Source organism: Archangium primigenium (assembly GCF_016904885.1).
GTDB classification, from domain to species: Bacteria; Myxococcota; Myxococcia; order Myxococcales; family Myxococcaceae; genus Cystobacter; species Cystobacter primigenius.
Genome location: NZ_JADWYI010000001.1, coordinates 9,392,167 through 9,416,173, shown reverse-complemented (window position 1 = coordinate 9,416,173; position 24,007 = coordinate 9,392,167). Strand labels below are relative to the sequence as shown.

The 24,007-nt window shown below is 72.2% G+C and carries 21 protein-coding genes; 12 read left to right on the top strand and 9 right to left on the bottom strand.

Going from position 1 to position 24,007, the window contains the following annotated elements:
* The 3 genes from I3V78_RS38565 to I3V78_RS38555 all read right to left on the bottom strand — a co-directional run bounded on the left by I3V78_RS38565 (nt 1) and on the right by I3V78_RS38555 (nt 3,467).
* Nucleotides 1-1,356, bottom strand: a complete 1,356-nt coding sequence (locus tag I3V78_RS38565) for a Tox-REase-5 domain-containing protein (protein WP_239577006.1) — start codon at nt 1,354-1,356, stop codon at nt 1-3.
* 120 nt (nt 1,357-1,476) lie between these two features.
* On the bottom strand, nt 1,477-2,394 hold the full coding sequence (locus tag I3V78_RS38560; RefSeq protein ID WP_204496199.1) for a LysR family transcriptional regulator: 918 nt from the start codon (nt 2,392-2,394) through the stop codon (nt 1,477-1,479).
* Nucleotides 2,395-2,417: 23 nt separating this feature from the next.
* Nucleotides 2,418-3,467, bottom strand: coding sequence for an NAD(P)-dependent alcohol dehydrogenase (locus tag I3V78_RS38555; RefSeq protein ID WP_204496197.1), 1,050 nt, complete (start codon nt 3,465-3,467; stop codon nt 2,418-2,420).
* 238 nt (nt 3,468-3,705) lie between these two features.
* Here I3V78_RS38555 and I3V78_RS38550 point away from each other — a divergent pair, with 238 nt between their 5' ends.
* Nucleotides 3,706-4,866, top strand: coding sequence for an ATP-grasp domain-containing protein (locus tag I3V78_RS38550; protein WP_204496195.1), 1,161 nt, complete (start codon nt 3,706-3,708; stop codon nt 4,864-4,866).
* A gap of 55 nt (nt 4,867-4,921) precedes the next feature.
* On the opposite strand, the gene I3V78_RS38545 is transcribed toward I3V78_RS38550, so the two are convergent.
* On the bottom strand, nt 4,922-5,671 hold the full coding sequence (locus tag I3V78_RS38545) for an alpha/beta hydrolase (protein WP_204496193.1): 750 nt from the start codon (nt 5,669-5,671) through the stop codon (nt 4,922-4,924).
* A gap of 178 nt (nt 5,672-5,849) precedes the next feature.
* On the opposite strand from I3V78_RS38545, the gene I3V78_RS38540 reads away from it, so the two are divergent.
* From I3V78_RS38540 to I3V78_RS38520, 5 genes are all read left to right on the top strand, one after another.
* Nucleotides 5,850-6,620, top strand: a complete 771-nt coding sequence (locus I3V78_RS38540; RefSeq protein WP_204496190.1) for a TVP38/TMEM64 family protein — start codon at nt 5,850-5,852, stop codon at nt 6,618-6,620.
* Between the two features lie 44 nt (nt 6,621-6,664).
* A complete protein-coding gene (locus I3V78_RS38535) occupies nt 6,665-7,729 on the top strand; it encodes a Vgb family protein (RefSeq protein WP_204496188.1) in 1,065 nt (354 codons plus the stop codon).
* A 115-nt stretch (nt 7,730-7,844) separates the two neighbouring features.
* The gene (locus I3V78_RS38530; protein WP_204496186.1) at nt 7,845-9,899 is read left to right on the top strand and encodes a hypothetical protein; all 2,055 of its coding nucleotides are present in this window, start codon (nt 7,845-7,847) and stop codon (nt 9,897-9,899) included.
* Complete coding sequence (locus tag I3V78_RS38525) at nt 9,896-11,071, top strand: lamin tail domain-containing protein (protein ID WP_239577003.1); 1,176 nt, start codon at nt 9,896-9,898, stop codon at nt 11,069-11,071. The genes I3V78_RS38530 and I3V78_RS38525 overlap by 4 nt, the downstream gene beginning before the upstream one ends.
* The gene (locus tag I3V78_RS38520; RefSeq protein ID WP_204496183.1) at nt 11,059-11,553 is read left to right on the top strand and encodes a thermonuclease family protein; all 495 of its coding nucleotides are present in this window, start codon (nt 11,059-11,061) and stop codon (nt 11,551-11,553) included. The genes I3V78_RS38525 and I3V78_RS38520 overlap by 13 nt, the downstream gene beginning before the upstream one ends.
* Before the next feature lie 8 nt (nt 11,554-11,561).
* Here the strand turns inward: I3V78_RS38520 and I3V78_RS38515 are convergent, their stop codons facing one another.
* The gene (locus I3V78_RS38515) at nt 11,562-12,392 is read right to left on the bottom strand and encodes a DUF481 domain-containing protein (protein ID WP_204496180.1); all 831 of its coding nucleotides are present in this window, start codon (nt 12,390-12,392) and stop codon (nt 11,562-11,564) included.
* A gap of 100 nt (nt 12,393-12,492) precedes the next feature.
* On the opposite strand from I3V78_RS38515, the gene I3V78_RS38510 reads away from it, so the two are divergent.
* Genes I3V78_RS38510 through I3V78_RS38500 form a run of 3 tightly spaced genes read left to right on the top strand, consistent with a single transcriptional unit; the run spans nt 12,493 to nt 16,391 of the window.
* A complete protein-coding gene (locus I3V78_RS38510) occupies nt 12,493-14,139 on the top strand; it encodes a mechanosensitive ion channel family protein (protein ID WP_204496178.1) in 1,647 nt (548 codons plus the stop codon).
* Nucleotides 14,140-14,166: 27 nt separating this feature from the next.
* Nucleotides 14,167-14,910, top strand: coding sequence for an ATP-binding cassette domain-containing protein (locus I3V78_RS38505; RefSeq protein WP_204496175.1), 744 nt, complete (start codon nt 14,167-14,169; stop codon nt 14,908-14,910).
* The gene (locus tag I3V78_RS38500; RefSeq protein WP_204496167.1) at nt 14,907-16,391 is read left to right on the top strand and encodes an ABC transporter permease/substrate-binding protein; all 1,485 of its coding nucleotides are present in this window, start codon (nt 14,907-14,909) and stop codon (nt 16,389-16,391) included. Before I3V78_RS38505 ends, I3V78_RS38500 begins: the two co-directional genes overlap by 4 nt.
* A gap of 25 nt (nt 16,392-16,416) precedes the next feature.
* On the opposite strand, the gene I3V78_RS38495 is transcribed toward I3V78_RS38500, so the two are convergent.
* Genes I3V78_RS38495 through I3V78_RS38480 form a run of 4 tightly spaced genes read right to left on the bottom strand, consistent with a single transcriptional unit; the run spans nt 16,417 to nt 20,027 of the window.
* Entirely contained in the window at nt 16,417-18,003 is a 1,587-nt protein-coding gene (locus tag I3V78_RS38495) for an MXAN_5453 family MXYO-CTERM-anchored protein (RefSeq protein ID WP_204496165.1), read from the bottom strand.
* Between the two features lie 38 nt (nt 18,004-18,041).
* Nucleotides 18,042-18,509 carry a nuclear transport factor 2 family protein gene (locus tag I3V78_RS38490; RefSeq protein WP_204496163.1) on the bottom strand — a complete coding sequence of 156 codons (468 nt, stop codon included), beginning with the start codon at nt 18,507-18,509 and terminating at the stop codon, nt 18,042-18,044.
* Between the two features lie 8 nt (nt 18,510-18,517).
* Nucleotides 18,518-19,012: a PaaI family thioesterase gene (locus I3V78_RS38485; RefSeq protein WP_204496161.1), complete on the bottom strand. Its 495-nt coding sequence runs from the start codon at nt 19,010-19,012 to the stop codon at nt 18,518-18,520.
* A gap of 25 nt (nt 19,013-19,037) precedes the next feature.
* Nucleotides 19,038-20,027, bottom strand: coding sequence for an aldo/keto reductase (locus tag I3V78_RS38480; protein ID WP_204496158.1), 990 nt, complete (start codon nt 20,025-20,027; stop codon nt 19,038-19,040).
* A gap of 96 nt (nt 20,028-20,123) precedes the next feature.
* Between I3V78_RS38480 and I3V78_RS38475 the strand changes: the two genes are divergently transcribed.
* The 3 genes from I3V78_RS38475 (at nt 20,124) to I3V78_RS38465 (ending at nt 24,000) form a co-directional block, all read left to right on the top strand.
* On the top strand, nt 20,124-21,095 hold the full coding sequence (locus tag I3V78_RS38475) for a LysR family transcriptional regulator (RefSeq protein WP_204496149.1): 972 nt from the start codon (nt 20,124-20,126) through the stop codon (nt 21,093-21,095).
* An 88-nt stretch (nt 21,096-21,183) separates the two neighbouring features.
* Nucleotides 21,184-23,193, top strand: a complete 2,010-nt coding sequence (locus I3V78_RS38470; protein WP_204496147.1) for a Kelch repeat-containing protein — start codon at nt 21,184-21,186, stop codon at nt 23,191-23,193.
* A 15-nt stretch (nt 23,194-23,208) separates the two neighbouring features.
* Nucleotides 23,209-24,000, top strand: coding sequence for a hypothetical protein (locus tag I3V78_RS38465; protein ID WP_204496145.1), 792 nt, complete (start codon nt 23,209-23,211; stop codon nt 23,998-24,000).
* Nucleotides 24,001-24,007 lie beyond the last annotated feature (7 nt).

The following is a 24,007-nucleotide window of genomic DNA, read 5'->3' as shown; positions in this document are numbered from 1 at the left end:
TTAAATCGCGGGTGTATGGATGATTTCTATGCCGAACACTTGCTCTCTCCTGAAGAGGAACCGGATGGCCTCGGCGCTCTTCTCCTCCGCGATGTGCCATCGAATAGGCGTCTTGGTCGACCTGGCGGCATTGAGCTGTCGAATGGCTTGGTCGACGAGGGCTTTCGCGCCAGAAGACTTGAACCAGTTCTTGGGCTCAAGGTTCTCGAGGAACTTGTTGGCGTAGCCGGGCCCCTTGGCTTCAAGCAGCACGCCGTCCTTGAAGCCATCGAAGCGCACGCCCTTGCTCTTCCGGCCCACGCCGCCGACCCAGTAGGCCTCATGCGCCGAGTGTCCTGATATCTGCTCCTGGTAGGCCCGGGCTCGGGCGGACATGGACTCCTCGGCGGGGGCCCATTGTCCCGGACCCGCAGGCGGCGCGGATGCCTGTCCGGCCTCGTTCGCGCGATGGAGGATGAGCGCCGCGCCGGGCCCGCCGCTCAGGACCGTGGCTACCCTTCCCACGGGCACCGCGACTCGCTCCACCAGCAGCAGGCCCTCGGGTGAGAGCGACAGGATGGGCACAGTGGCCTCCCATCCGCTCACCGCGCGCGTCAGTGTCCGAGTCGTGCCCCCCGCCGTGCCGAAGGTGGCGAGGAGGTTCGTCGTCAGCCTCGCGAATGCCCTCGTCTGCTCGCCTCGGGTCATGTTCCGGAAGCGCTCGCGGTACTCGGGTGACGTGGCGATGAGCGCGCTCACTCCCGCCGGGAGGTGTCTCAGGCTTTCGAGGCTGTCCACCGGATGGACGACCCATTGACCGAGGGCGTGTACCAGTTCGATGAAGGCTTCCTGCGTGCCATCCATCGTCTGGTTGATGAGGTCGGCATCGTCATGGACCTCGGCGAGCGGTGGCCCCTCGATGGGACGCAGATGCACGTCCGCCTGCCGGAAGACCGAGCCATTGCTGACGTAGAAGTGGCCCAGTTTGAAAGGTCCCGCGAGGAAGGCGTCCTCCTTCCACTCCACGGGTCCGACTTTTTGCTGCGTGCGTCCATCGAGAGCCCAGGCCAAGCGTCCATCCGGCCGCAACACCGCCACGTGCTTGAATCGCTCCACACGGCGCAGCAGTTCCTCGCGTGTGACTTCACCGCTCTCCAGGATTTCTCGCAGCAGGTGGCCGAGCGCCAGTCGGGGCGGGAAGGCCCGTGTCGTCACGGGTTGGCGCGACAGGTCCGCCAGGAGTCGTGATGCTTCCTGGGGTGACAGGACATTCCCTCGCGGCATCGAGGCGCGAGTGGCGTCCAGCCCCGAGAGCGCGAGCAGGTACTCGAAGGCATCCCATCGGACCGCGCCACCCGACACCGCCCGCACGGTCATGGGCGATGGACTCGCCATGGCCATCACCTGGGTGGAGATGGGGTTCCAGTGGCGACCCCTCGACTCCAGGGTGCAGCCCATGAGCATCAGGGCCGTCCAGAGAATCAGAGCGGATCGCATCTAACGGGCCTGGTCCTTCCATTCCGCCGCCATCTCGCGCGCCACGGCCACGAAGGCCTTGAGCGCCCGCGAGACCTGCGTCCGGCTCGGGTAGTAGAGGTAGATGCCCGGCACCAGCGCCGCGTAGGGCTCGAGCACCACCCGCAGGCTGCCCCGCTTCAGCTCCGCCGCCACCTGCGACTCGAACGTGTAGAGCAGGCCCAGGCCCTCCTCGGCCAGCGAGCGCATCAGCCCCACGTCGTTGGTCACCACCGGGCCCTGCACCGGCACGCGCCAGGTCTTCTTCCCCCGCTCCAGTTCCCACACGTAGCGGCCCCCCGTCGTCGCCGAGCGGATGCCAATGCACTCGTGTTCGAGCAGGTCCTCGGGCTTCTCCGGCGTGCCCTTGCGCGCGAGGTAGCCCGGCGCGCCCACCACGATGAACCGCGCGGGCCCGGACAGCCGCACCTGCACCATGTCCCGCTCGATGGCGTCCGAGAAGCGGATGCCCGCGTCCAGGCCCTCCGTCACGATGTCCACGAAGCGGTCCTCCACCCGCACGTCCACCTCCACGTGGGGATGGCGCGCGAGGAAGCGCGGCAGGAGCGGCGCCACCACCTGCGGCACGGAGAAGGTCGGCACCGACAGCCGGATGCGCCCCGTCACTTCCTCCGTGCGCGCCGTGACCTTCTTGAGCGACTCGAGCGCCTGGTCCACCGCGGGCCCAGCGCTCTCCAACAGGCGCTGGCCCTCGTCGGTGAGCGACACGCTGCGCGAGGTCCTCATGAGCAGGGACACGCCCAGCCGCTTCTCCAACTGGCGCACCGACTGGCTCAAGGCCGAGGGGGACACGCCCAGATCGGCCGCGGCCGCCGCGAAGCTGCGGCGGCGCGCGACCGCGAGGTAGGCGTTCAGGGCATTGAGCGGGGTGAAGGCCATGAGGGCCTTCCTACAACGGCCCCTTACTGCTTGGACAGGCTCGCCATGTCGATGACGAACCGGTAGCGCACGTCGCTGCGCACCACGCGCTCGTACGCCTCGTTGATCTGCTGGATGGGGATGAGCTCGATGTCCGAGACGATGTTGTGCTTGGCGCAGAAGTCGAGCATCTCCTGCGTCTCGGCGATGCCGCCAATCATGGAGCCCACGAGCCGCTTGTTGCCCTGGATGAGCGAGAAGGCGTGCACCGGCTGCGCGGGCGGCACGCCCACGATCACCATGGTGCCCTGCTCACGCAGCAGGCGCAGGTACGCGTTGTAGTCGTGCTCGGCCGAGACCGTGTCGATCATCAGGTCGAACTGGCCCGCGAGCTTCTTGAAGGTGGACTTGTCCTTGGTGCTCGCGAAGTGCTGGGCGCCCAGCCGACGCGCATCCGCCTCCTTGGAGGGCGACGTGCTCAAGAGCGTCACCTCGGCGCCCATGGCCACGGCGAGCTTCACCGCCATGTGGCCCAGGCCGCCCAGGCCCACCACGGCCACCTTGTCGCCCTTCTTGCAGTTCCACTGGCGCAGGGGCGAGTACGTGGTGATGCCGGCGCACAAGAGCGGCGCCACGGCGGCGAGCTCCAGGTTCTCGGGGACCTTGAGCGCGAAGTGCTCGGTGACCACGAGGCGCGACGAGTAGCCGCCGTAGGTGGGCGTCTTCCGGTCCATCTCCGTGCCGTTGTAGGTGCCGGCCATGCCCTTCTCGCAGAACTGCTCGTGCTCCCGGCCGCACGGACCGCAGGCACGGCAGGAGTCGACCATGCAGCCCACGCCCGCCAGGTCGCCCACCTTGAACTTCGTCACCTGGGCGCCCACCTGGGCCACCCGCCCGACGATCTCGTGGCCGGGCACCATGGGGAAGATGCCGCCGCCCCACTCGTCCCGGGCCTGGTGGATGTCCGAGTGGCACACGCCGCAGTACTGCACGTCGATGAGGATGTCCTTGGGGCCGGGCTCCCGCCGCTCGATGGTGAGCGGCGCCAGGGGCTGGTTCGGAGCGGCGGCGGCGTAGGCAGGGGTCTTCAACATGGGGGACTCCTCGGCGATTGGGACCGAAACAGGTTCCGGCACGAGGAGAGATATGGTCCGTTCCCCCGGCGGGGGAAACAGGTTCGTTGCACATGGGCCATTCAGGAAATCTTCACGATCCGCGCCCCCGCCCGCCTGGACCGCCAGGGTGGGTGCGCTCGCACGAAACGTGAGCCGCGCAGACAAGTGCGCTAGGGTCCCCCGCCGCGTCGACGCCTTCTCCGCTCCAAGCCCGCCCATGAACGTCGTCTTCATCTCCCCCCACTTCCCGCCGCAGTTCATCCACTTCGTCCACGCCCTGCGTGCACGAGGCGTCAACGTCCTGGGGCTCGGCGACGCGCCCTTCGACACGCTCCACGCGGACCTGCGCAAATCCCTCTCCGAGTACTTCTTCACCCCGAGCCTCCACGACTACGACGCCGTGCTGCGCGCCGCGGGCTACTTCGCCTGGCGCCACGGCCGCATCGACCGCATCGACTCGCTCAACGAGACGTGGCTCGGCGTGGAGGCCCGGCTGCGCGAGGACTTCAACGTGCCGGGCTTGAGGCCGCACGACATCGACAGCCTGCGCAGCAAGCTCGGCATGCACGATGTCTTCAAGAAGGCGGGCGTGCCCCACCCGAGCTGCATCGCCGCGCGCGACGCCGCGACCGTGAAGGCCTTCGCCAAGGCCGAGGGCTATCCGCTCGTGCTCAAGCCGGACGTGGGCGTGGGCGCCGCGCGCACCTTCAAGGTCGGCTCGGACGCCGAGGTGGACGCCGCCTTCGCCGAGCCGCTGGTGGGCTACGTGGCCCAGGTGTTCGTGCGCGGCGCCATCGTCACCTACGACGGGCTGGTGGACCGCCAGGGCGACATCCTCTTCCGGCTCAGCCACGAGTACAGCGACGGGGTCATGGAGGTGGTGCTCGAGCAGCGCGACATCTCCTTCTGGAGCCTCAAGGAGATTCCCCCCGCGCTCGAGGCGATGGGCCGCAAGGCCGTGGCGGCGCTCGGCCTGCGCGAGCGCTGGTTCCACCTGGAGTTCTTCCGGCTGCCGGATGGCCAGTTCGTCGTGCTCGAGGCCAACCTGCGTCCGCCCGGCGCCTTCATGACGGACATGATGAACTACACGTGCGACACGGACGTGTACGCGCTCTGGGCGCGCCTGCTCACCGGCGATGACCTGAGCGGATTTACCTACAGCGCGCGCCACCATGTCTGTCACAGCTCGCGCCGGCCCCAACGCGCCTACCGCTACGCGCATCCGGAACTGGTGCAGAAGCTGGGGGGCTCGCTGCTGGTGCACCGGCAGATGCCCGCCGTGTTCCACGGCGCCATGGGCAGCGACATGTACCTCACGCGCCACGAGGACCTGGCGGCGGTGCACGAGGCGGTGCGGCTGGTGCAGGCACCGGCCTGAGCACGCGCTCGCGCCCGGGACCGTGGAGTCCCGGGCGGGGCCGCTCAGCCGCGGGCTAGTGGAGCAGCCACTGCATCGCGGAGGGCAGACGCCGCTGCCAGTCCTGCTCGTGGTGCTGGCCCTGGGGGTCGAGCACCAGCCGCAGCTCGTGGTCCGCGTACCCCAGCCGCTTGAGGTGCTGGTGGAAGTCGCGCGTGGCCTGGCCGTAGGGCAGCGGGTAGCCGCCCGGGTCGATCCACTCGTGCTCGCCCGCGTCCAGGTAGATGCGCGTCCAGCGCCGCGGGTGGGCGTTCCAGTGCTGGAACAGCCGGTACTCGCTCCACATCACCGAGGGAGACAGCGCGCCCACGCGGCCGAACACGTCCGGGTAGCGCATGCCCAGGTAGAGCGAGATGAGCCCGCCGAGCGACGAGCCCATGACGGCCGTCCACTCGGGTCCGGTGCGCGTGCGGTAGGTGTTGTCGATGTAGGGCTTGAGTGTCTCCACGAGGAAGCGCGCGTAGGCATCGCCGCGGCTCCACGGGGAGTACTCGTCCAGCCGGCCCATGCCCGAGTCCACGCCCACGATGAGCCAGGGCTCCGTCTGGCCCGCGCCCACCAGCTGCTCCTGGGCGGTGTTGGCGCACCAGGTGTCGAAGCGGGCGGACTCGGAATGCGCGAAGACGTTCTGCCCGTCGTGCATGTAGAGCACGGGGTAGCGGTGGGAGGAGTGCGGGTCATACCCGTCCGGCGTGTAGATGCGCACCGTGCGGGAGAAGCCCTCCTGGGGCGAATAGAAGTCGCGGATGATGTGCACGTGACCCATGCGGAGCGGGCACCATTCGGGAAAGCGGGGGGACGTCCACGATAAAGGTCCCCCCGACGGTGGCCAATACTTCTCGTCAAGTGTCCTCTACTCCACGCATGGGTTCCTGCTCGGTCGGTGGCCGGTCGCCTGGTGGGAGGAGATTGCCGGGGGGGAGGGGGACATCCACCTTTGCGCCATGTCCGTGCGTGAGCGTGTCGGGGATGGGAAATGGAAGCTGGGGCTGAAGCTGCTCGCCCCCATGTGTATCTCCGTGGGCATTCTCGTGGCCGTGCGTCTGCTGGGCCCGGAGCTATTGGACCAGAGGACACTGTCGACCTACTTGCGGCCGCTCGGGCATTGGGCGCCCCTGGCCTTCGTGCTCCTGTTGGGCGTGCGGCCCGTGGCGTTTCTGCCCGGACAGCTTTTCGCCGCCGTGGGTGGAATCCTCTTCGGGACCCTGTTGGGAACCGTCTACTCGCTGCTCGGCAGTCTCCTGTCCACGGCGCTCATCCACCTGCTGGCGAGCCGCTTTGGTCAGGGGCCCATGAAGCGTCTGGCGGGACAGCGCCATGAGGGGCTCCAGCGCGCCGCGCGTCAGCATGGCTTCCAGGTGGGGTTCCTCGCCTGCATCAACTCGGTCATCCCCGGGGACGTGATGCTGGCGGTGGCGTCGGCCTCCGGGGCGCGCTACCTGCCGCTCGCGCTGGGCGCCGCCGTGGGCAGCATCCCGGGCACGCTGCTCACCACCTTCTTCGGCAGCTCGCTGAGCCAGGGCAAGACGTGGACGACGGTGGCCTCCATCGTGGGTCTGGTGCTGAGCCTGGGCCTGGGCATCTTCCTGGGCCGCCGGCTCGCCCGGGAGATGAAGATCGAGCCCGTCTCCTGTCCGCCGCCCGAGAAGGCCGAGAAGCCCGCGGCGCATCCGCTGCTGGGCAAGATGCAACAGGGCAGCCCGAGCGTGGGCTGAGCGCGGGGTGCCGGGGCGGCGCGTCCTTCATTAGGGTGCGCGCCATGCACCCACTCTCCCGCTTCGCCTCGTTCCTCGTCCTGTCGTCGCTGTGTCTGCTGGGCCCCGCCTGTGACAGCACGCCGCCTCCCGCGAAGTCCGAGCGGGGCGTGCTGCTGGTGGGCAACACCCGGGCCCACAACGTGGTGCGCCTGGACGAGGAGACGGGCGAGTTCCTCGGCGACTTCATCCCCGCGGGCAGCGGTGGACTCGTGGCGCCCAACGCGCTCGTGTTCGGTCCGGATGGCGCCCTGTACGTGGCCAGCGGCGACACCCTGGCCAACTCCGCGGTGCTCCGCTACGACGGCCAGACGGGCCAGTTCCTCGGCACGTTCGCCTCGGGCAACGGCATGCTGCGGCCCTGCGGCCTGCTGTTCGGTCCGGACGGCCTGCTCTACGTGAGCAGCTTCCTGAGCGACCAGCTCCTGCGCTTCGACGGCAAGACGGGCGCCTTCGTGGACGTGTTCGCCACCGGCAACGGCCAGCCCGGCGGCCTCAACGGCCCCAGAGCCCTGGCGCTCGGCCCCGATGGCTTCCTGTACGTGAGCACCGAGGGCACCATCGCCGTCAACGGCGCGCCCACCTTCCCGGGCCTGCCCAGCCAGGTGCTGCGCTATGACCCGCGCACCCGCGCGGCCACCGTGTTCGTGGAGCAGCCCGAGCTGTCTCCCGCGGGCGCGGGCTACATCAGCCTGCTCGGGCTCGTGTTCGGCCCGGACTGCGTGAGCGCCTCCGGCGAGTGCGACCTGTTCGTCAGCGACTTCGCCAACGACATCCGCCGCTATGACCTGGCGACGGGGGCGCTCGAGGCCACGCTGTCCACGAACTACTCGGGCACGGTGCCCACGACGAACAACCTGGGCGGCCTGGTGATTGGCACCCAGCGGCGGCTGTACACGGTGGGCTTCGACTCCCGGGAGGGCTCGGGCGCGCCCGGCGCCGTGCTGCGCTTCGATGCCCGCACCAACGCGCCCCTGCCCGCGTCGGGCAAGCCGGGCGCCCTGCTGGTGTCGCCCGATCCGCGGCTCGTGCGTCCCGTGGGCATCACCTTCACCCTGCTGAAGAACTGAGTCCGCGCCCTCCCGCGCGTCCGCCGCCTGGATGGACGCGTGGGGGTCGGGACGCCCCGGCCCAGGCGCGCTCGGAGGAGGCCCCGGTGGTCTCCTTCGTGCAGAGCGCCGCCACGTGCGACGTGTCTGTCTATTGCTGTGGGGCGTGTGGGGGGCGGGGCTCGGGGCATCCCGGGCGCACGCGGAGCTTTACACCGTCGAGCGGCCCCTCGAGGACGAGGCGGACCTGCTCGCGCTGCGTGACGAGGGGCGCCTGCCCGAGGAAGAGGCCGAGGCGCTGCGGGAGTTGCTGCGCACGGGGGTGTCGCTCCGAACGGCCTCGCGCGAGGCCCTGTATGCCCTGCCGGGACTCACCTGGGCGCAGGTGGACGCGCTGATCGCCTTCCGGCGGACGCGGCCGGAGGGCTTCCCGGCGCGGGCGCTGGTCGAGGCGGGCGTGCTGTCCGCCGAGGGGCTGCGCCAGGTGCGGCCCTTCCTGGTGGACGAGGCGCCGCGGGCGTCGGGCACCTCCGGACGCCTTCGCGTGGGGAGCGCCTATGCGCTGGCGGACGCGGAGGTGCCGCCCCTGCTGCTCCAGGCGCGAGGCCAGGGGCCTTGGGGCCTGAGCGCGGGTCTCACGCTCGCGCTCACCCGGCGGCGGCTCGCGGGGGTGCGGTCCGTGCCCGGACGCCGGGCCCTGATGGCGACGCCGCCGGGAGTAGGGCTCCGGCCGCCTCGCTTCCACGTGCGCTGGGACTCGCCGGGGGCCTCGGTGCTGGTGGGGGCGTTCCGGGTGGGCTTCGGCCAGCGGTTGACGCTCGACACCACGGGCCGCCCGGCCCCGGATGGCTTCCTGGCCGACGAGAACGTCTCCTGGCCCGGCGCACCCGAGCGGCGGTGCCTGCTGTCGGGGACGGAGGCGTGCGGCCCCGAGGCGGCGCGCATCACGCCGGACTTCGGGTGGACGGAGGGCTTCCGGGGCATGGCGGCCACCGTGCGCGCGCGGGGCGGGGCGGTGTCCCTGTCCTTCACGGGCTTCGGCTCGTACCAGTCGCGGAGCCTCGCCCCGTCCGAGCTGTTCGACCGCACGCGCTGTGCCTCGGCGCGGGAGTGCGCGGCGCCCGAGGTGCTCGTGGGCCCCACGGGCCGGGCGCGCTTCGTCTCGCGCACCCTGCCGGATGTCTTCCGGGAGCTGGCGGGAGGCGGGCACGCGGCGGTGGGCTTCTCGCCGCGCGCGCGGCTGGGACTGACGGCCTGGGGGGCGCGGCCCGTGTGGACCCTGGAGGGCCTGACGCCCGACTTCCGGGTCGCGTCCCGCTTTCCGGCGGGCGGGGGCTATGGGGCGGTGGGCCTGGATGGGGCCTGGGGCCTGGGCCTGGTGGACGTCTTCGTGGAGGGGGCCCGGAGCCTCACCGCGGCGGGAGGCGGTTGGGGCGCGCTCCAGCGGGTCGTCGTGGGGGACCGGGCGCGGCAATGGGAGGGCTCGCTGCGCTACTACGGGCGCGGCTTCGACAATCCCCATGCGCGCCCGCTCGCGAGCGCCGACGAGTGGGAGGGCTCGCGCGCGCGCGACGAGAGGGGCGCCCGGCTGCGCTACCTGCACCGCACGGACGACGAGGCCTGGCGCTGGGTGGGGCAGGTGGACGTGTGGACCCAGGCGGAGGGCGCGCCCCGCGTCGTGAATCTGGCGGGCTCCCTGCGCGTGGAGGCCCTGGCGCTCGCCGCGTGGCGGCCCTCCGTGTGGGTGGAGCACCACAACAAGGACCTGGGCCGCAATGGCGCCGGCCTGTGCTTCGAGGGCGCGCGGGACGAGTGCTCCGGAGAGCGCCACGTCGTGGGCGGCCGGTTGCGGTTCGAGCCAGACCCGTCCTGGAGCGTGGCGGCGCAGTACCAGCAGGCGTGGGTCGGTCATGCGAAGAGCCCCGGGGGTCTGCGCCGACAAGGCCAGGCCTGGGGCGAGGTGGGGGCGCGGCCGGTGCCCGCGCTGCGGCTGAGCGGCCGGGTGGGGTGGCGGAACGACGCGCTCGCCGAGGACACCGCGCGGCCCACCGAGGCCCTGCGCACCGTGCTCCAAGGCGCCTGGTCACTCGCGAGCGGCGCCCGGGTTGGCGCGCGGTACGAGCTCGTCCTGGCCCGGGCCGCCGCCTCGCAGCACCTGTTCCGCTTGGAGCTGGAAGGGGCCGTGCCATGACGCGCGTGCTGGGGATGGGACTGTTCCTGGCGGCGGTGGCGTGCGAGCCGTCCTCGCTCTCGGACCTGCCCGCGTGCGAGGGGTGGCGTCCCGGCGACGTCGTCATCACCGAGGTCCTGCCGGATCCCGAGGGCACGGACACGGGCCGGGAGTGGCTGGAGCTGTACAACCCGGGGCGCGCGGCCGTGGACCTGCGGGGCCTGATGCTCTACGCGGCGCGCGCGGACGGGGCTCAGGAGCGGGCCTACTTCTTCGAGACGTCCGTGCCGGTGGAGCCGCGCGGCCACGTGGTGCTCGGGGACGTGCGGACCGGGACGCCAGCGCCCCCGGTGGACCATGCGTATGGCGATGCCCTGGGCGCGCTGGCGAACACGGGCGGGCGCCTCGGCCTGCGCTGCGGCGAGGTGGTGGTGGACGAGGTGCACTACGCCAAGGCGCGCTCGGGGGTCTCGCGCATCTTCGATGGCCAGCGCGTGCCCGACGCCGTCGACAACGACGTGCCCGAGCACTGGTGCGACTCGCCCGCGTCCGCGGAGGGGGGGCTCCGGATGAGTCCCGGGGCCGAGAACCCGCCGTGTCCGCCCGGGGCCGCGCCGGACGCGGGCCTCTCCGGGACGTGCCTGTCTCCGCGCACGGGGGAGACCCGGAGCCGGGTGCCGCCCCGTCCCGGAGATCTGCTGCTCACCGAGGTGATGGCCGACCCGAGGACCGTGCCGGATGCCCAGGGCGAGTGGGTGGAGGTGTATGCGCTGCGCGACGTGGACCTCAATGGCGTGACCCTGGCCAACGAGGGCACGGGCCGGACGGTGCTCGACGCGCCGCCGCGCTGTCTGGAGATGCGGGCCGGCACCCACGCGGTCCTCGCGCGGGAGGAGCACCCCGCGCGCAATGGCGGCCTGCCCTCGGTGCTCGCGCTCTTCTCCTTCGGGGTGAGCAACACCGCGGGCTTCCATCTGCTGCGCCTGTCGCTGGAGGGGCAGGTGCTCGACGAGGTGTCGTGGACCCGCGCGTCCGTCGCGGGCGTGTCCCTGCAACTGGACCCCCGCCACCGGACGGTGCCCCGCGCGGCGCCGGAGGTGGGCTGGTGCCTGGCGCCCGAGAGCGCCCGCTACGGGCCGGGCGTGGGGGAGCGGGGCACGCCGGGAGGGGAGAACCGTCCATGTGGACCGTGAGCGCGAGGGGGTGGGGAGGGCTCGTGGGCGCGCTCGTCCTGCTGGGCGGGTGTGGTCCGGAGTCGGCGTGTGGCCCGGGCGCGGGGGTGGTGGCGCGCGTGGTGGATGGCGACACGGTGGTGCTCCACAGCGGCGAGCGCGTGCGCTACCTGCTCGTGGACACCCCGGAGAGCACCGGGGGCAAGCGCGACTGCTTTGGCGCCGAGGCGCGCGAGTTCAACCGCTCCCTGGTGGAGGGCCGCGGGGTGCGGTTGAGCTACGGCGAGGCGTGCACGGACCGGTATGGGCGGCTGCTCGCGTACGTGAGCGTGGAGGGCCAGGAGGTGAACACGCGGCTCGTGCACGAGGGGTACGCGTGCACGCTCTACGTGCCCCCGGCGGGCGGCACGCGGCGCTCGGAGTTCCAGGCGCTCGAGTCATCGGCGCGGCGCGCCCGCAAGGGCATGTGGGGCGCGTGCGCCTCCGTGGCGTGTGACAAATGACGCGGGGCTCAGAACTTCACGCCGAGCGAGGTGCGCAGCTGGGTGTCCAGGCGGGACACCGTGGCGGGCGGCTCGGCGTCATAGGCGGCGATGAAGCCCATGCTGAAGGTGAAGCGCGCGTTGGGCGTCACCACGAGCAGGGTCTCGTTGAGGATGCGCAGGTCGCGCACGGAGGTCAGCCGGGGCTGCACGTACAGCGTTTCCACGAGGCTCATGTTCTGCGCGAGCTTCACCCGGCCGAGCATGTAGCTGCTCAGGCGCGGGTCCAACCGCTCCTGGCCCGCGTCCACCTCGCCATCCCGGCGCAACTGCTCGTACTCGCCCATGAGCGCCACGCCGAACACGAGCGAGGCCTCGTCCTGGCTGAAGAGCGTGAAGCGGGGGCCCGCGCCCACCAGGGCCCGCGCGCGCAGGCGCCGGAAGGCATCCAGCTCGTGCTGGGCGAAGGCCTCCACCGCCAGCCACGGCAGCAGCCGGTAGCGGTAGCGCACGTGCTCGAGGAAGCGGCTCACCAGCAGCTCGTCGCGGGCGAAGTTGTACTCGCCCCGCGCCACCACCAGCACCGTGTGCGGCGGCGTGCGCAACTGCGCCGAGGCGAGCAGCCGCGTGGCGATGAGGTGGGTGCTGCCCGTGCGCCAGTCCAGCGACAGGTCCGCCGTGCCGGAGAAGCCCATGGGCGCGGTGGCCTCGTCGAACAGCGCCTGCACGTTGACGATCTGCGCCGCCGCCTCGGGCCCGGGGACGAGCACGCCCACCACCACCGCCAGCACCACGCCCCAGCCACCACCGAGAGACCCGCCTGCCCACCGGGCGAGGAGCCGCTTCCAGACATCCGTCATTTAATTTGCACTCAAATCAGTTTATGGGGGAGACGTGGCCAGGGAAGGGGGCGCGGAGGTCGTGTCCCCCAAGGCCGTTGGCACCGTACCGGGAACCGTGATGCTCCGAAAACTCGCCGTCGTCCTGTCGCTGTGCATGCCCGCCATGGGGTGGGCGTTCAACGAGGGGTTGGGAGACCCTCCGTCGCAGGTGGAGCGCCAGACGCCCACCCTGGCCGTGGGGGGCTTCCTGGAGGCCGCGCACGCGAGGGACTTGCAGGCGCTGCCGCACTACCTGTCCTTGTCGCACCTGCCCGCCGAGCAGCAGCGGGCGGAGGGCGAGCGGCTCGGGCGCCGGTTGATGTTCGTGATGGATCGCACGCTGTGGCTGGACTTCACGCACATCAGCCAGCAGCCGGACGGGGGCGCGCCGGGCACGGAGTCGGTGACGCTGGGTCAGGTGCCGCTCGGGCGGGGGATGCGCGACATCCGCCTGCGCCGGGTGGTGGGGGCGGACGGGGCGGCGGCGTGGGTGTTCAGCGAGAAGACGGTGCGCGCCGTGGACGCGCTCTTCGAGGAGCATGGCTCGCCCCTGGTGGAGCGGCTGCCCACGTGGCTCTTCGTGCGGCCCGTGTGGGTGCTGGAATTGTGGCAGTGGCTGGGGCTGGGCGTGCTGCTCGCGGCGGCCCTGCTGGTGAGCCGGGGGGTGGAGGGCGTGGCGCGGCGGTTGGCCGAGCGCGCCACGAAGCTGACGAAGTCCGGGTGGGATGACCAGGTGCTCGCGGCGAGCCAGGGGCCCTTGCGCTACGTGCTGCTGGCGATGCTCGCCACGGCGGGCTCGCGCCTGTTGGCCATGCCCCCGCCGGCGCAGCATGCCCTGGACCTGGGCGCGCGCTCGCTGATGCTGGTGTCCGCGGCGTGGTTCGTGCTGCGCTTCGTGCGGCTGTCCGCCTCGTTCATCGAGGAGAAGGTGATCACCGGGGCGGGCGCGGACGTGGGGCGGGCGCGGGGGCTGCGCACCCAGCTCGTGGTGATGCGGCGCATCATCGAGGCGGCCACGTATGTCATCTCCGCGTCGCTCCTGCTCCTGCAGTTCGAGGGGGTGCGCAGCGTGGGCGTGTCGCTGCTCGCGTCCGCGGGTCTGGCGGGTCTGGTGATTGGCCTCGCGGCGCAGAAGTCCATCTCCACGCTGCTCGCGGGCATCCAGCTGTCCATCACCCAGCCGGTGCGCATCGGGGACACCGTCATCGTGGAGAACGAGTGGGGGTGGATCGAGGAGATCACCCTCACCTACGTGGTGGTGAAGGTGTGGGACCTGCGGCGGCTGGTGGTGCCGATGACGCACTTCCTCGAGAAGCCCTTCCAGAACTGGAGCAAGGTGTCGCCGGACATCCTCGGCACGGCGGAGGTCTACGCGGACTTCCGCACGGACGTGCCCGGGGTGCGCCAGGAGCTGTCGCGGGTGCTGCGCGAGGACGGCCAGCACCTGTGGGACGGCAAGGTGGAGGGCCTGCTGGTGACGGCGCTCAGCGAGCGGACGATGACGCTGCGCGCGCTGGTGAGCGCCTCGGACTCGGGCAAGGCGTTCGAGCTGCGCTGCATCGTGCGTGAGAAGCTCGTCGAGTACCTGGGCCGCCAGCCCCATGGCCTGCCCGTGGTCCGCGCCGAGGGACTGGTGCCCGCCGAGGCCGTTGGCTCGCGGACAGCTCCGGTCCTTCCCTCCACCGGCGGGCGCAACGTGGTGGTCCCGGGCGCGCGGGGGGATTAGAGGGAGCGGGGCCAGGGAGGGCACCGGGTGTTCCGACTCGAGCAGGTTTCCAAACGCTATGGGGACGCGTGGGCGCTGCACCCGCTCGACCTGGAGGTGCCCGAGGGGCGCACCACCGTGCTGCTCGGACCGAGCGGCTGCGGCAAGTCCACGCTCCTGCGCCTGATGAACGGGCTCATCCGTCCCGACTCGGGACGGGTCCTCTTCGGGGGACGGCCCCTGGCCGAGGAGGACCTGCTCGCGATGCGCCAGCGCATGGGCTACGCGCTCCAGGGCGGCGGGCTCTTTCCCCACCTCACCGCCGAGGGCAATGCCGCGCTCATGGCGCGCTACCTGCGCTGGCCCGAGGCCCGGGTGAAGGCGCGGCTCGACGAGCTCGTGGCGCTCACGCGCTTTCCCGCCGAGGCGCTGGGCCGCTACCCGGGCCAGTTGTCCGGCGGGCAGCGCCAGCGCGTGAGCCTCATGCGCGCGCTGATGCTCGAGCCGGACGTGCTGCTGTTGGACGAGCCGCTCGGCGCCCTGGATCCGATGATCCGCCACGAGTTGCAGGAGGACCTGCGCGACATCTTCGCCCGCCTGGGCAAGACGGTGGTGCTCGTCACGCACGACCTGGGGGAGGGCGCCTTCCTCGGCCATCACGTGGTGCTCCTGCGCGAGGGCCGGGTGGTGCAGCAGGGCCCGCTCGCCGAGCTGGAGCGCGCGCCCGCCGAGCCCTTCGTCACCCGCTTCTTCCAGGCCCAGCGCCCGCTCCTGGAGCCCCGTCCCGCATGAGAGCGCTCGCCATGTGTCTGCTCCTCGTGCTGGCCGCGTGCTCGGGCTCTGGAGACGAGGGGCCCCCCGTGCGCGTGGGCTCCAAGAAGTTCACCGAGTCCGTCATCCTCGGGGACATGGCGACGCAGCTCATGCGCGGCACGGGCACGCGCGTGGAGCACCGGCGCGAGGTGGGGGGCACCCAGGTGCTCTGGCAGGCCCTCAAGCGCGGCGACCTCGACGTCTACCCCGAGTACACCGGCACGCTGCGCCAGGAGGTCTTCGCCGGCCGCGCGCTGCCGGACGACGAGGCCCTGCGCCAGGCGCTCGCCGCCGAGGGCGTGGTGCTGGGCCCCGCCCTGGGCTTCAACGACACGTACGCGCTGGGCATGAAGGAAGCGGAGGCCGAGCGGCTCGGCATCCGGACCCTGTCCGACCTGCGCCAGCACCCGGACCTGCGCCTGGGCTTCAGCAGCGAGTTCATGGCCCGGGCGGATGGCTGGCCCGGGGTGCGCGCGCGCTACCGGCTGCCGCAGACGGACGTGCGGGGCCTGGACCATGACCTGGCCTACCGGGGCCTGGAGAGCGGCGCCCTCCAGGTCACCGACCTGTACTCCACCGACGCGGAGATCGCCTACTACGGCCTGCGGGTGCTGGTGGACGACCTGCGCCACTTCCCCGCGTACGAGGCGGTGTACCTCTACCGGGCGGACCTGGAGGCGCGGGCGCCCGAGGCCCTGGCGGCGCTCGGCCGGCTGGAGGGGCGCGTGTCCGAGGCGGAGATGGGGGCGCTCAACGCGCAGGCCAAGCTCGAGCGCGTGCCCGAGCGGCAGGTGGCCGCGGGTTTCCTCTCGCGCGAGCTGGGGCTCACGGTGAAGGTGCGCGGGGGCGGGGTGCTCGCGGGCTTGTGGGAGCACACGCGCGAGCACCTGTTCCTCGTGGGCGTGTCGCTGCTCGCGGCCATCGCGGTGGCGGTGCCGCTGGGGGTGCTGGTGGCGCGCCGGCCGAGGCTCGGGCGGGGCGTGCTCGGGCTCGCGAGCGTCATCCAGACGGTGCCCTCGCTGGCGCTGCTCGTGTTCATGATTCCGCTGCTCGGCATCGGCTCGCGGCCGGCCATCGTGGCGCTGTTCCTCTACAGCCTGCTGCCCATCCTGCGGAACACGGCGGCGGGGCTCACCGGCATCCCGCCCGAGGTGCGCGAGTCCGCCGAGGCGCTCGGCCTGCCCCCGGGGGCGCGGCTGTGGCGGGTGGAGCTGCCCATGGCGGCGCCCTCCATCCTCGCGGGCATCCAGACGTCCGCCGTCATCAACGTGGGCACCGCCACGCTCGGCGCGCTCATCGGCGCGGGCGGCTACGGGCAGCCCATCCTCACCGGCATCCGGTTGGACGACACCGCGCTCATCCTCCAGGGCGCGGTGCCCGCGGCGGTGCTCGCGCTGCTCGTGAGCGGCGTGTTCGAGCTCGTGGAGCGGCTCGTGGTGCCCCGGGGCCTGCGGCTGTAGTCGGCCCCCGAGCCCCGGGGCGGACTCAGTCGCGAGAGCGCCCGCGGCGGCGCGCGCGCAGCCACGCCCCGCCCACGAGCAGCCAGGACGCCAGGGCGCCCGGGCCCGCCGACTGGCAGCCGCAGCCCGCCTCGGGCACTTCTCCGCCGGGCAGGGGCGAGACGACGATCGGGCCGCCCTCGTCGCCACCCGCGTCCGGAGTCTCGCCCGCGTCCGGAGTCTCGCCCGCGTCCGGAGTCTCGCCCGGACCCGCGTCCGGCGCCTCGCCCGCGTCCGGAGTCTCGCCCGGACCCGCGTCCGGTGCCTCGCCCGCGTCCGGCTCGCCCGGGCCCGCGTCCGGCTCCCCGGTGCCCGCGTCCGGCTCGGCCGGCCACTCGGCGCGCGCCACGAAGATGCCCGTGCCCCACTCCACCTGATCGTCGTCCGGCGGCGTCACGCCCGCGACGAAGGTGATGTCGCCCCGGGCGTTGATGGTGGGCGAGCCGCCGAACACCGGCACCGAGGTCTTCTCCTGGTCCAGCCGCCCCGGGCCCAGGTCGGTGTCCACGAGGTCGTGCTCGGTGACCACGCGCCGGGCCACCTCGCCGTCGCTCACCCACACCGCGCGCAGGCCCGCGCTGTCGAAGGCGCGGAAGACGACCATGCCGCGGTCATTGATGTCCGGGGGGAAGATCTCCAGCTTCTGCACCTCGCCGACGCCGTCCTGGGCGAGCAGCCGCAGGCGCGTGCCGTCCCACAGGTAGAGCGCGGTGGCGTTCGCGCCGGAGGCGGTCTTCACCGTGGCGAGGAACGCGACCTGGCCGGTGCCGGACAGGGCCGGCTGCACCGAGGCGATGCGGAAGAGCGGCGAGGTGGCGTCGAGCGCCTGGGTGACGGCGATGCGCCGCGAGGCCTCGCCCGGCGTCCAGATGTGCAGCTCCTGCGAGCCCGCGCCCGGCGCCGCCACGTCCCCGGCCCCCGCCATCTGTCCCCGCTCGTTGAAGCCGGGCGAGTAGAGGAAGGTGAAGGGGCTCGCGGAGTCGAGGCCCTGCTCGCGCACGAGGTAGCGCGGGACGTAGTCCGAGCCCTGGGGCGTCAGCACCACGTGGGCCTGGCCCTGGCTGGAGAACGAGGCCCGGAAGGCGATCTGCCCGGCGTCGTTGAGGGCCAGGCTGGACCAGCTCGAGATGCCGTAGGGCTCCTTGAGGATGCGCACCGGGTCGGGCCGCTGGACGTTGAGGAGGTAGACGCCGTTGTCCCGCAGGCCGCCGCTCACGGCGAACGCCAGCGCGCCCGCCGCGTTGAGCTCCGGGTCGCCCGCGCTCACGTCCTCGCCCAGCTCCTTGGGCAACAGGTAGATGCGCTGGCCCACCCCGTCCTGGCCCCACCACACGGCGCGCTGGCCCTCGGGGGTGATGGACAGGCGGAAGGCGAGCTGGCGATCCGCGGTGAGGGGCACGCGGTAGCTGCCGGGCAGGAGGTTGCCGGGCTCCAGGTTGAAGGCCCCGGAGGCATTGCCGCGCAGGTTGGCCCGCGCCTGGAGCTGGTACGTGTAGGTGGGCAGCGCGGCCTGGGCGGACGTCGCGGCGAGCACGCCGCCGCCCAGGAGCGCGGAGAGGAAGGTCAGTCGCATCGGGACCCCGAAGGTTGGAGTCCCTCTCTATGCACGGACTACAAGCCCAGGTCACTCAGGGACGGGTGCGTGTCCGGTCTGCGCCCCAGGGGCCAGTGGAACAGGCGGGCGCTCTCGGGGATGGGCAGGTCGTTGATGCTGGCGTGGCGCTCCACCATGAGGCCCTGGGCGTCGAAGGCCCAGTTCTCGTTGCCGTAGGAGCGAAACCACTGGCCGCTGTCGTCGTGCCACTCGTAGGCGAAGCGCACCGCGATGCGCGGGCCGTCATGGGCCCAGAGCTCCTTGATGAGGCGGTAGTCGAGCTCACGGCGCCACTTGCGCTCGAGGAAGGCGACGATCGCCTCGCGGCCATGGAGGAACTCCGCGCGGTTGCGCCAGCGGCTGTCCGGGCTGTAGGCGAGCGAGACGCGGTGCGGGTCGCGGCTGTTCCAGCCGTCCTCGGCGGCGCGGACCTTCTGGCGGGCGGTGTCGGGGGTGAAGGGGGGCAGGGGCGGTCGGGTGTCCATGTGCGCCCTCAGGTGTCGCGGCCGTGCGCGGCGGCCTTGAGCTGGGCCGTGTCCACGCGCACGAAGACCGAGTCGCCCACCGCGGTGAGCGTGTCGCCCGCGTACACCTCGCAGACGACCCGGCTCTTGCGGCCCACCTCGCCCTCGACGCGGGCCTTGAGGGTGAGCGGCACCCCCATGGGCGTGGGCTTGATGTACTTCACGCCGAGCTGGCCCGTGACGCACTCGATCCGCGGCAGGGTGCCGGGCTCGCGGCCCTCGGCGCGGTAGTGGTAGGCCATGGCCGTCCAGTTGGAGTGGCAGTCGACGAGCATCGCGATGAGCCCGCCGTACACCAGGTCCGGCCAGCCCGTGTACTGGGGCTCGGGGACGTGCGTGGCCACGACGTGGGTGCCGTCCGCGTGCCACTGGCTCTGGATGCGCAGGCCGTGGGGGTTCTGGCCGCCACAGCCGTAGCAGATGCCGTCGGGCGCGGCGCGTTCTTGCAGCGAGGGGGTGTCCATGCGCCCGAGGCTAGCAAACCCGCGCTCAGCGCTCGCTGTCCAGGTGGTGCATCTGCGGGGCGGCGTAGCGCGTGCCGGCCACGGCCGAGGCGGGCACCGTGCGCTCCAGCGCCTGGAGCTCCTCGGCCGACAGCGTCACGTCCAGCGCGCCCAGGGACTCGGCGAACTGCGCGCGCGTGCGCGCCCCGATGACGGGCACCAGGTCCTTGCCCTTGGCCAGCACCCACGCCACCGCGAGCTGGGTGGCGCTCACGCCCTTGGCGCGCGCCAGGGTGTTGAGCCCCTCGACGAGCCGCTGGTTCTTCTCGCCGTTCTCCCCGGTGAAGCGCGGCAGGTGGGAGCGGAAGTCCTGGGCGCCCTGGGGCTTGGAGCCGCTGAGCAGCCCCCGCGAGAGCACGCCGTACGCCGTGACGCCGATGCCCAGCGCGCGGGTGGTGGGCAGGAGCTTCTCCTCGATGCCCCGGCTCACCAGCGAGTACTCGAGCTGCACGTCCACGATGGGGTGCACGGCGTGGGCGCGGCGGAGGGTGTCCTCCCCCACCTCGGACAGGCCGATGGCGCGCACGTAGCCCGCCTTCACCAGGTCCGCGATGGCGCCGATGGTGTCCTCGATGGGCACGGCGGGATCCAACCGCGCGGGCCGGTAGACGTCGATGTGGTCCACGCCCAGGCGCTGGAGCGTGTAGGCGAGCGCGCTCTTCACCGCCATGGGGCGCGTGTCGTAGCCGAGCCAGGCGCCGTCCGGCCCGCGCAGGGCGCCGAACTTCACCGACAGGAGCGCCTTGTCCCTGCGGCCCTGGAGCGCCCGGCCGAGCAACAGCTCGTTGTGGCCCATGCCGTAGAAGTCGCCGGTGTCGAAGAGCGTCACGCCCCGCTCCTGCGCTTCATGGATGGTGGCGATGCTCTCGGACTCGCTCGCCGGGCCGTACATGCCGGACATGCCCATGCAGCCGAGCGCGAGGGGGAAGACTTCGGGGCCGGTCTGACCGAGACGGCGCAGGGGGTAATCGTTCATGGGGGCGTCCTCGGGGCTGCGAGATGAGGGAGATGTACTGTTCATCCCGGTCGGGATAAACGGCCCGGTCTTGAACGCATTGTTCGCGGAGGTGGAATGAACCGGCTCGAGGCGATGGAGGTGTTCATCCGGGTGGCGGAGACGGGCTCGTTCACGGAGGCGGCGCGGCAGCTCGGGGTGCCCAAGGCGAGCGCCACCACGCGGGTGCAGGCGCTGGAGGCGCGGCTGGGGGTGAAGCTCCTGCACCGCACCACGCGCCGGGTGTCGCTCACGACCGAGGGGGCGCACTACCTGGAGGAGTGCACGCGGCTGTTGCGCGAGCTGGAGGACCTGGAGGGCACGCTGGGTCAGGAGACGGCGAGCGCCAAGGGGCGCCTGCGGGTGGACGTGCCCACGTCCGTGGGCCGCTACGTGCTGGCGCCCCGGGTGGAGGACTTCCTCGCGCGCTACCCGGGCATCACCCTGGAGTTGGGGTGCACCGACCGCGTCGTGGACCTGGTGGCCGAGGGCATCGACTGCGTCGTGCGAGGCGGCGAGGTGCACGACCCGGGGCTCGTGGCGCGCAAGCTGGGGGAGCTGCCCGTGCTCACCTGCGCGGCCCCGAGCTACCTGCGGCGCCACGGGCCGGTGCACTCGCCCGAGGCCCTGCAGGGGCACGTCTTCGTGAACTTCCTCTCCCGGCGCACCGGCAAGCCCTTCGAGGTGGACTTCCAGCGGGGCGAGGAGAGCCACGTGCTGCACCTGCCGCACCGCGTGGCGACCAATGACGCCTCCATCGCCCTGGCGCTGAGCCTGGCGGGGCAGGGGCTCCTGCAGGCGCCCGCCTCGGTCCCCGTGCGCCAGTTCCTGGAGAGCGGACAGCTCGTGCGGGTGCTGCCGGAGTGGAGCGCGCCGCCCCTGCCGTTCTTCGTGCTGTACGCGCCCACCCGGCGGTTGCCCCTGCGCGTGCGCGTCTTCGTGGACTGGGCCACCGAGGTCATCCGCGAGGAGCTCGCCCAGGCCCAGGCCTTCATGGCGCACCCCGGGGCCGCGGCCCCCACCCTGTCCCCGATTGTAGTCAGAGTGTGATTTTTTGACACGGCCACAGCCTTTTGGTGTAGAAGGAATCCGCGATTTGACGGTTTATCCCTGGAATCATCGGAAAAGGGGGTTGCGGATGCGGCTCGTGAAGAACTGGCTGGGACTGGCGCTGGTGGGGTTGTGGGGCGCGGGGTGTGGAGGGCCGCTGGAGGAGGCGGAGTGGGCGCTGAGCGAGGCGTCCGCGGCGGCCACGGCCGGGGTGTGCGGGGATGGCAACCGCAACGCGGGCGAGGGCTGTGACGACGGCAACCTGGTCAATGGCGACGGGTGCAGCAGCCAGTGCCAGGTGGAGGCGGGCCACGCGTGCGTGGACTCCAACTTCACGCTGGACTTCACGGACCACTGGAAGGGCAACGCGCCCAACCCCAACTGGACCATCAGCGCGGACAAGCTGACGGTGCGCCAGAGCACCAACTCCGATCCCACCATCTACATGAGCACGCTGCCGGCGGCGGGCACGTCGCTGTCGTTCGAGCTGGCGGTGGAGACGGCGGAGGACGACGACTTCATCGGCTGGGTGGTGGGCTTCGAGCGCGGGGACATCACCAACCCCAACGCCGACTTCCTGCTGTTCGACTGGAAGCAGGGCGACCAGACGCTGGACTCCAAGGAGGTGGGCAAGAAGGGCCTGGCCCTGAGCCGGGTCAAGGGCGTCATCGAGTCCAAGGGCCAGGACGGCCTGGGCAACTTCTGGGCGCACACCGGGGGCATCACCGAGCTGGCGCGCGCCAACACGCTGGGCAACACCGGCTGGGCGGACAAGAAGACGTACCTGGTGACGATGAAGTACTCGCCCTCGCGCATCCAGGTCTGGGTGGACGGCGTGCTCCAGTTCGACGTCGCGGGCAGCTTCCCCATCGGCCAGTTCGGCTTCTACACCTGCTCCCAGCCCCAGGGCCGCTTCACCCTGGTGAGCCCCGTCAATGGCAGCACCTGCGGCCTGGACCCGAACGCGGATCCGGACGGCGACGGCGTGCCCTCCAAGGATGACCCCGCGCCGTTCGATCCGGGCATCTGCGGCGACGCCAACCACGACGGCCGCGACGACTGCGCGCCCGTGCCCCCCGAGCCCGAGCCCTCGGGCAACTGGACGCTGACGGGCAGCATGGCGCTGCCGCGGCTGCTGCACACGGCCACGCTGCTGGACGACGGGCGGGTGCTGGTGGCCGGTGGCTTCAACGTCTCGGCGGAGGTGTACGACGCCCAGACGCGCGCCTGGAGCGCCACGGGCAGCACGCTCACCACCCACCGCGGCCACACCGCCACGAAGCTCACCGACGGCCGGGTGCTCATCGTCGGCGGCGGCGAGTGCCCCATCACCCGCATCACCGCGGAAGTGTACGAGCCGGCGCTCGGCCGCTGGAAGGGCGTGCGCAACACCCTGACGCAGCGCTACCACCACACGGCGAGCCTGCTGGCCAACGGCAAGGTGCTCGTCATCGGCGGCTTCGGCAGCGAGTACGGCTCGGACGCCCACGCCTCGGCGGAAATCTACGACCCGGCCACGGGCACCTGGACGTACACGGGCTCGCTCTCCCGGGCGCGCGGTCGCCACACGGCCACGACGCTGCCGGACGGCAAGGTGCTGGTGGCGGGCGGCTTCGACGCCTCGGGCGCGTCGCTGGCCTCGGCCGAGGTGTATGACCCGGCCACCGGGCGCTTCTCCTCCGCGGCGAGCATGGCGCTGGGCCGCGGCTACCACTCGGCCACGGCGCTGCCGGGCGGCAAGGTGCTGGTGGCGGGCGGCGCGGGCATCGACCCGGCCCAGGCGGCCACCGCGGAGCTGTACGACCCGGTCACGGGCACCTGGAGCGCCACGGGCAGCATGAAGCAGCCGCGCCGCGCCCACTCGGCCACGCTGCTGGCCAACGGGCAGGTGCTGGTGGCGGGCGGCTACCACCAGGCCACCGGCATCCAGACGGCGTCGGACCTGTACGACCCGGCCACGGGCACCTGGCGCACGACGTACGCCATGAACGTGGACCGCTACGGCCAGACGGCCACGCGGCTGCCCGACGGCACCGTGCTCGCCGCGGGCGGCGTGAGCAACCACGACCAGTCCTCCAGCGAGTTCTACACGCCGTAAGGACACGAGGCGCGCATGTCCCTCCACGGCTCCCGGGCAGGGTGGATCGCGGTGGGGCTGCTCGCCGCGAGCGGCGGGGCGGGAGGGACGGCGCGCGCCGGGCCCGTGGTGCGCGAGGAGGCGCGGGTCCGGGTGGACGGGGAAGTGGAGCGCTGGCGGCTCGTCTGGCGCGCCCCCCCGCGCCTCGCCTGCTTCGAGATGGAGGGCGTGACGTGTCCGTGCGAGGGCTTCGCCCAGGGCGAGGCCGGCGCGCTGGAGTGGGAGCGCGAGCGGCCGGGCACGGCCCCCGAGCGCCTGGACCTCACGCCCCTGTTTGGCCCCGCGGAGCCGGGCGCCGCTCCGGTGGAGGCCGTGCTGCGCGGCTGGGCGGTGTCGCCGCGAGACGCGGGGCTCGCGCCCGAGCGCCAGGCCGAGGCGCTCCGGGGCCGCCCTCGGGTCCGGGCGATGGTGCTCGGGGACTACGACCATGACGGGCAGGCGCGGGAGTTCGTCCTGCAGACGCAGGCCTCGGGGTGTGGGCTGCGCGAGGCGGTGCTGCTCGGCGTGGACAAGGCCGGGCGCATGCGCGCGCTCGGCACGGTGGCGCACCCCGGGCGGCCCCTGGTGCTCGCGCCCGGGACGTGGGCCCGGCTCTTGCGCGCGGCCTCCGTCACCGCCGTGCAGACGCCGTGTGGGGACCATGGGAGCCAGGGCGAGGAGGTGCTCCGGGTCCGGGCGGACGCGCGGGGTCTGCACGCCACGCGCGAGGTGTACGCGTGCACCGCGCGGGGCACCCGCGGCGCGTTGCAGTCGAGCGAGGTGCTGTGACCGGCTA

Bases quoted from the DNA above. Each gene is read 5' to 3' on its own strand.
- I3V78_RS38540 (WP_204496190.1), top strand. From the start codon at position 5,850: ATGTCCGTGCGTGAGCGTGTCGGGGATGGGAAATGGAAGCTGGGGCTG.
- I3V78_RS38475 (WP_204496149.1), top strand. From the start codon at position 20,124: ATGAACCGGCTCGAGGCGATGGAGGTGTTCATCCGGGTGGCGGAGACG.
- I3V78_RS38525 (WP_239577003.1), top strand. From the start codon at position 9,896: ATGACGCGCGTGCTGGGGATGGGACTGTTCCTGGCGGCGGTGGCGTGC.
- I3V78_RS38520 (WP_204496183.1), top strand. From the start codon at position 11,059: ATGTGGACCGTGAGCGCGAGGGGGTGGGGAGGGCTCGTGGGCGCGCTC.
- I3V78_RS38485 (WP_204496161.1), bottom strand. From the start codon at position 19,012: ATGGACACCCCCTCGCTGCAAGAACGCGCCGCGCCCGACGGCATCTGC.
- I3V78_RS38500 (WP_204496167.1), top strand. From the start codon at position 14,907: ATGAGAGCGCTCGCCATGTGTCTGCTCCTCGTGCTGGCCGCGTGCTCG.
- I3V78_RS38470 (WP_204496147.1), top strand. From the start codon at position 21,184: ATGCGGCTCGTGAAGAACTGGCTGGGACTGGCGCTGGTGGGGTTGTGG.
- I3V78_RS38495 (WP_204496165.1), bottom strand. From the start codon at position 18,003: ATGCGACTGACCTTCCTCTCCGCGCTCCTGGGCGGCGGCGTGCTCGCC.
- I3V78_RS38480 (WP_204496158.1), bottom strand. From the start codon at position 20,027: ATGAACGATTACCCCCTGCGCCGTCTCGGTCAGACCGGCCCCGAAGTC.
- I3V78_RS38565 (WP_239577006.1), bottom strand. From the start codon at position 1,356: ATGACCGTGCGGGCGGTGTCGGGTGGCGCGGTCCGATGGGATGCCTTC.
- I3V78_RS38535 (WP_204496188.1), top strand. From the start codon at position 6,665: ATGCACCCACTCTCCCGCTTCGCCTCGTTCCTCGTCCTGTCGTCGCTG.
- I3V78_RS38545 (WP_204496193.1), bottom strand. From the start codon at position 5,671: ATGGGTCACGTGCACATCATCCGCGACTTCTATTCGCCCCAGGAGGGC.
- I3V78_RS38465 (WP_204496145.1), top strand. From the start codon at position 23,209: ATGTCCCTCCACGGCTCCCGGGCAGGGTGGATCGCGGTGGGGCTGCTC.
- I3V78_RS38515 (WP_204496180.1), bottom strand. From the start codon at position 12,392: ATGACGGATGTCTGGAAGCGGCTCCTCGCCCGGTGGGCAGGCGGGTCT.
- I3V78_RS38550 (WP_204496195.1), top strand. From the start codon at position 3,706: ATGAACGTCGTCTTCATCTCCCCCCACTTCCCGCCGCAGTTCATCCAC.
- I3V78_RS38555 (WP_204496197.1), bottom strand. From the start codon at position 3,467: ATGTTGAAGACCCCTGCCTACGCCGCCGCCGCTCCGAACCAGCCCCTG.
- I3V78_RS38510 (WP_204496178.1), top strand. From the start codon at position 12,493: ATGCTCCGAAAACTCGCCGTCGTCCTGTCGCTGTGCATGCCCGCCATG.
- I3V78_RS38560 (WP_204496199.1), bottom strand. From the start codon at position 2,394: ATGGCCTTCACCCCGCTCAATGCCCTGAACGCCTACCTCGCGGTCGCG.
- I3V78_RS38490 (WP_204496163.1), bottom strand. From the start codon at position 18,509: ATGGACACCCGACCGCCCCTGCCCCCCTTCACCCCCGACACCGCCCGC.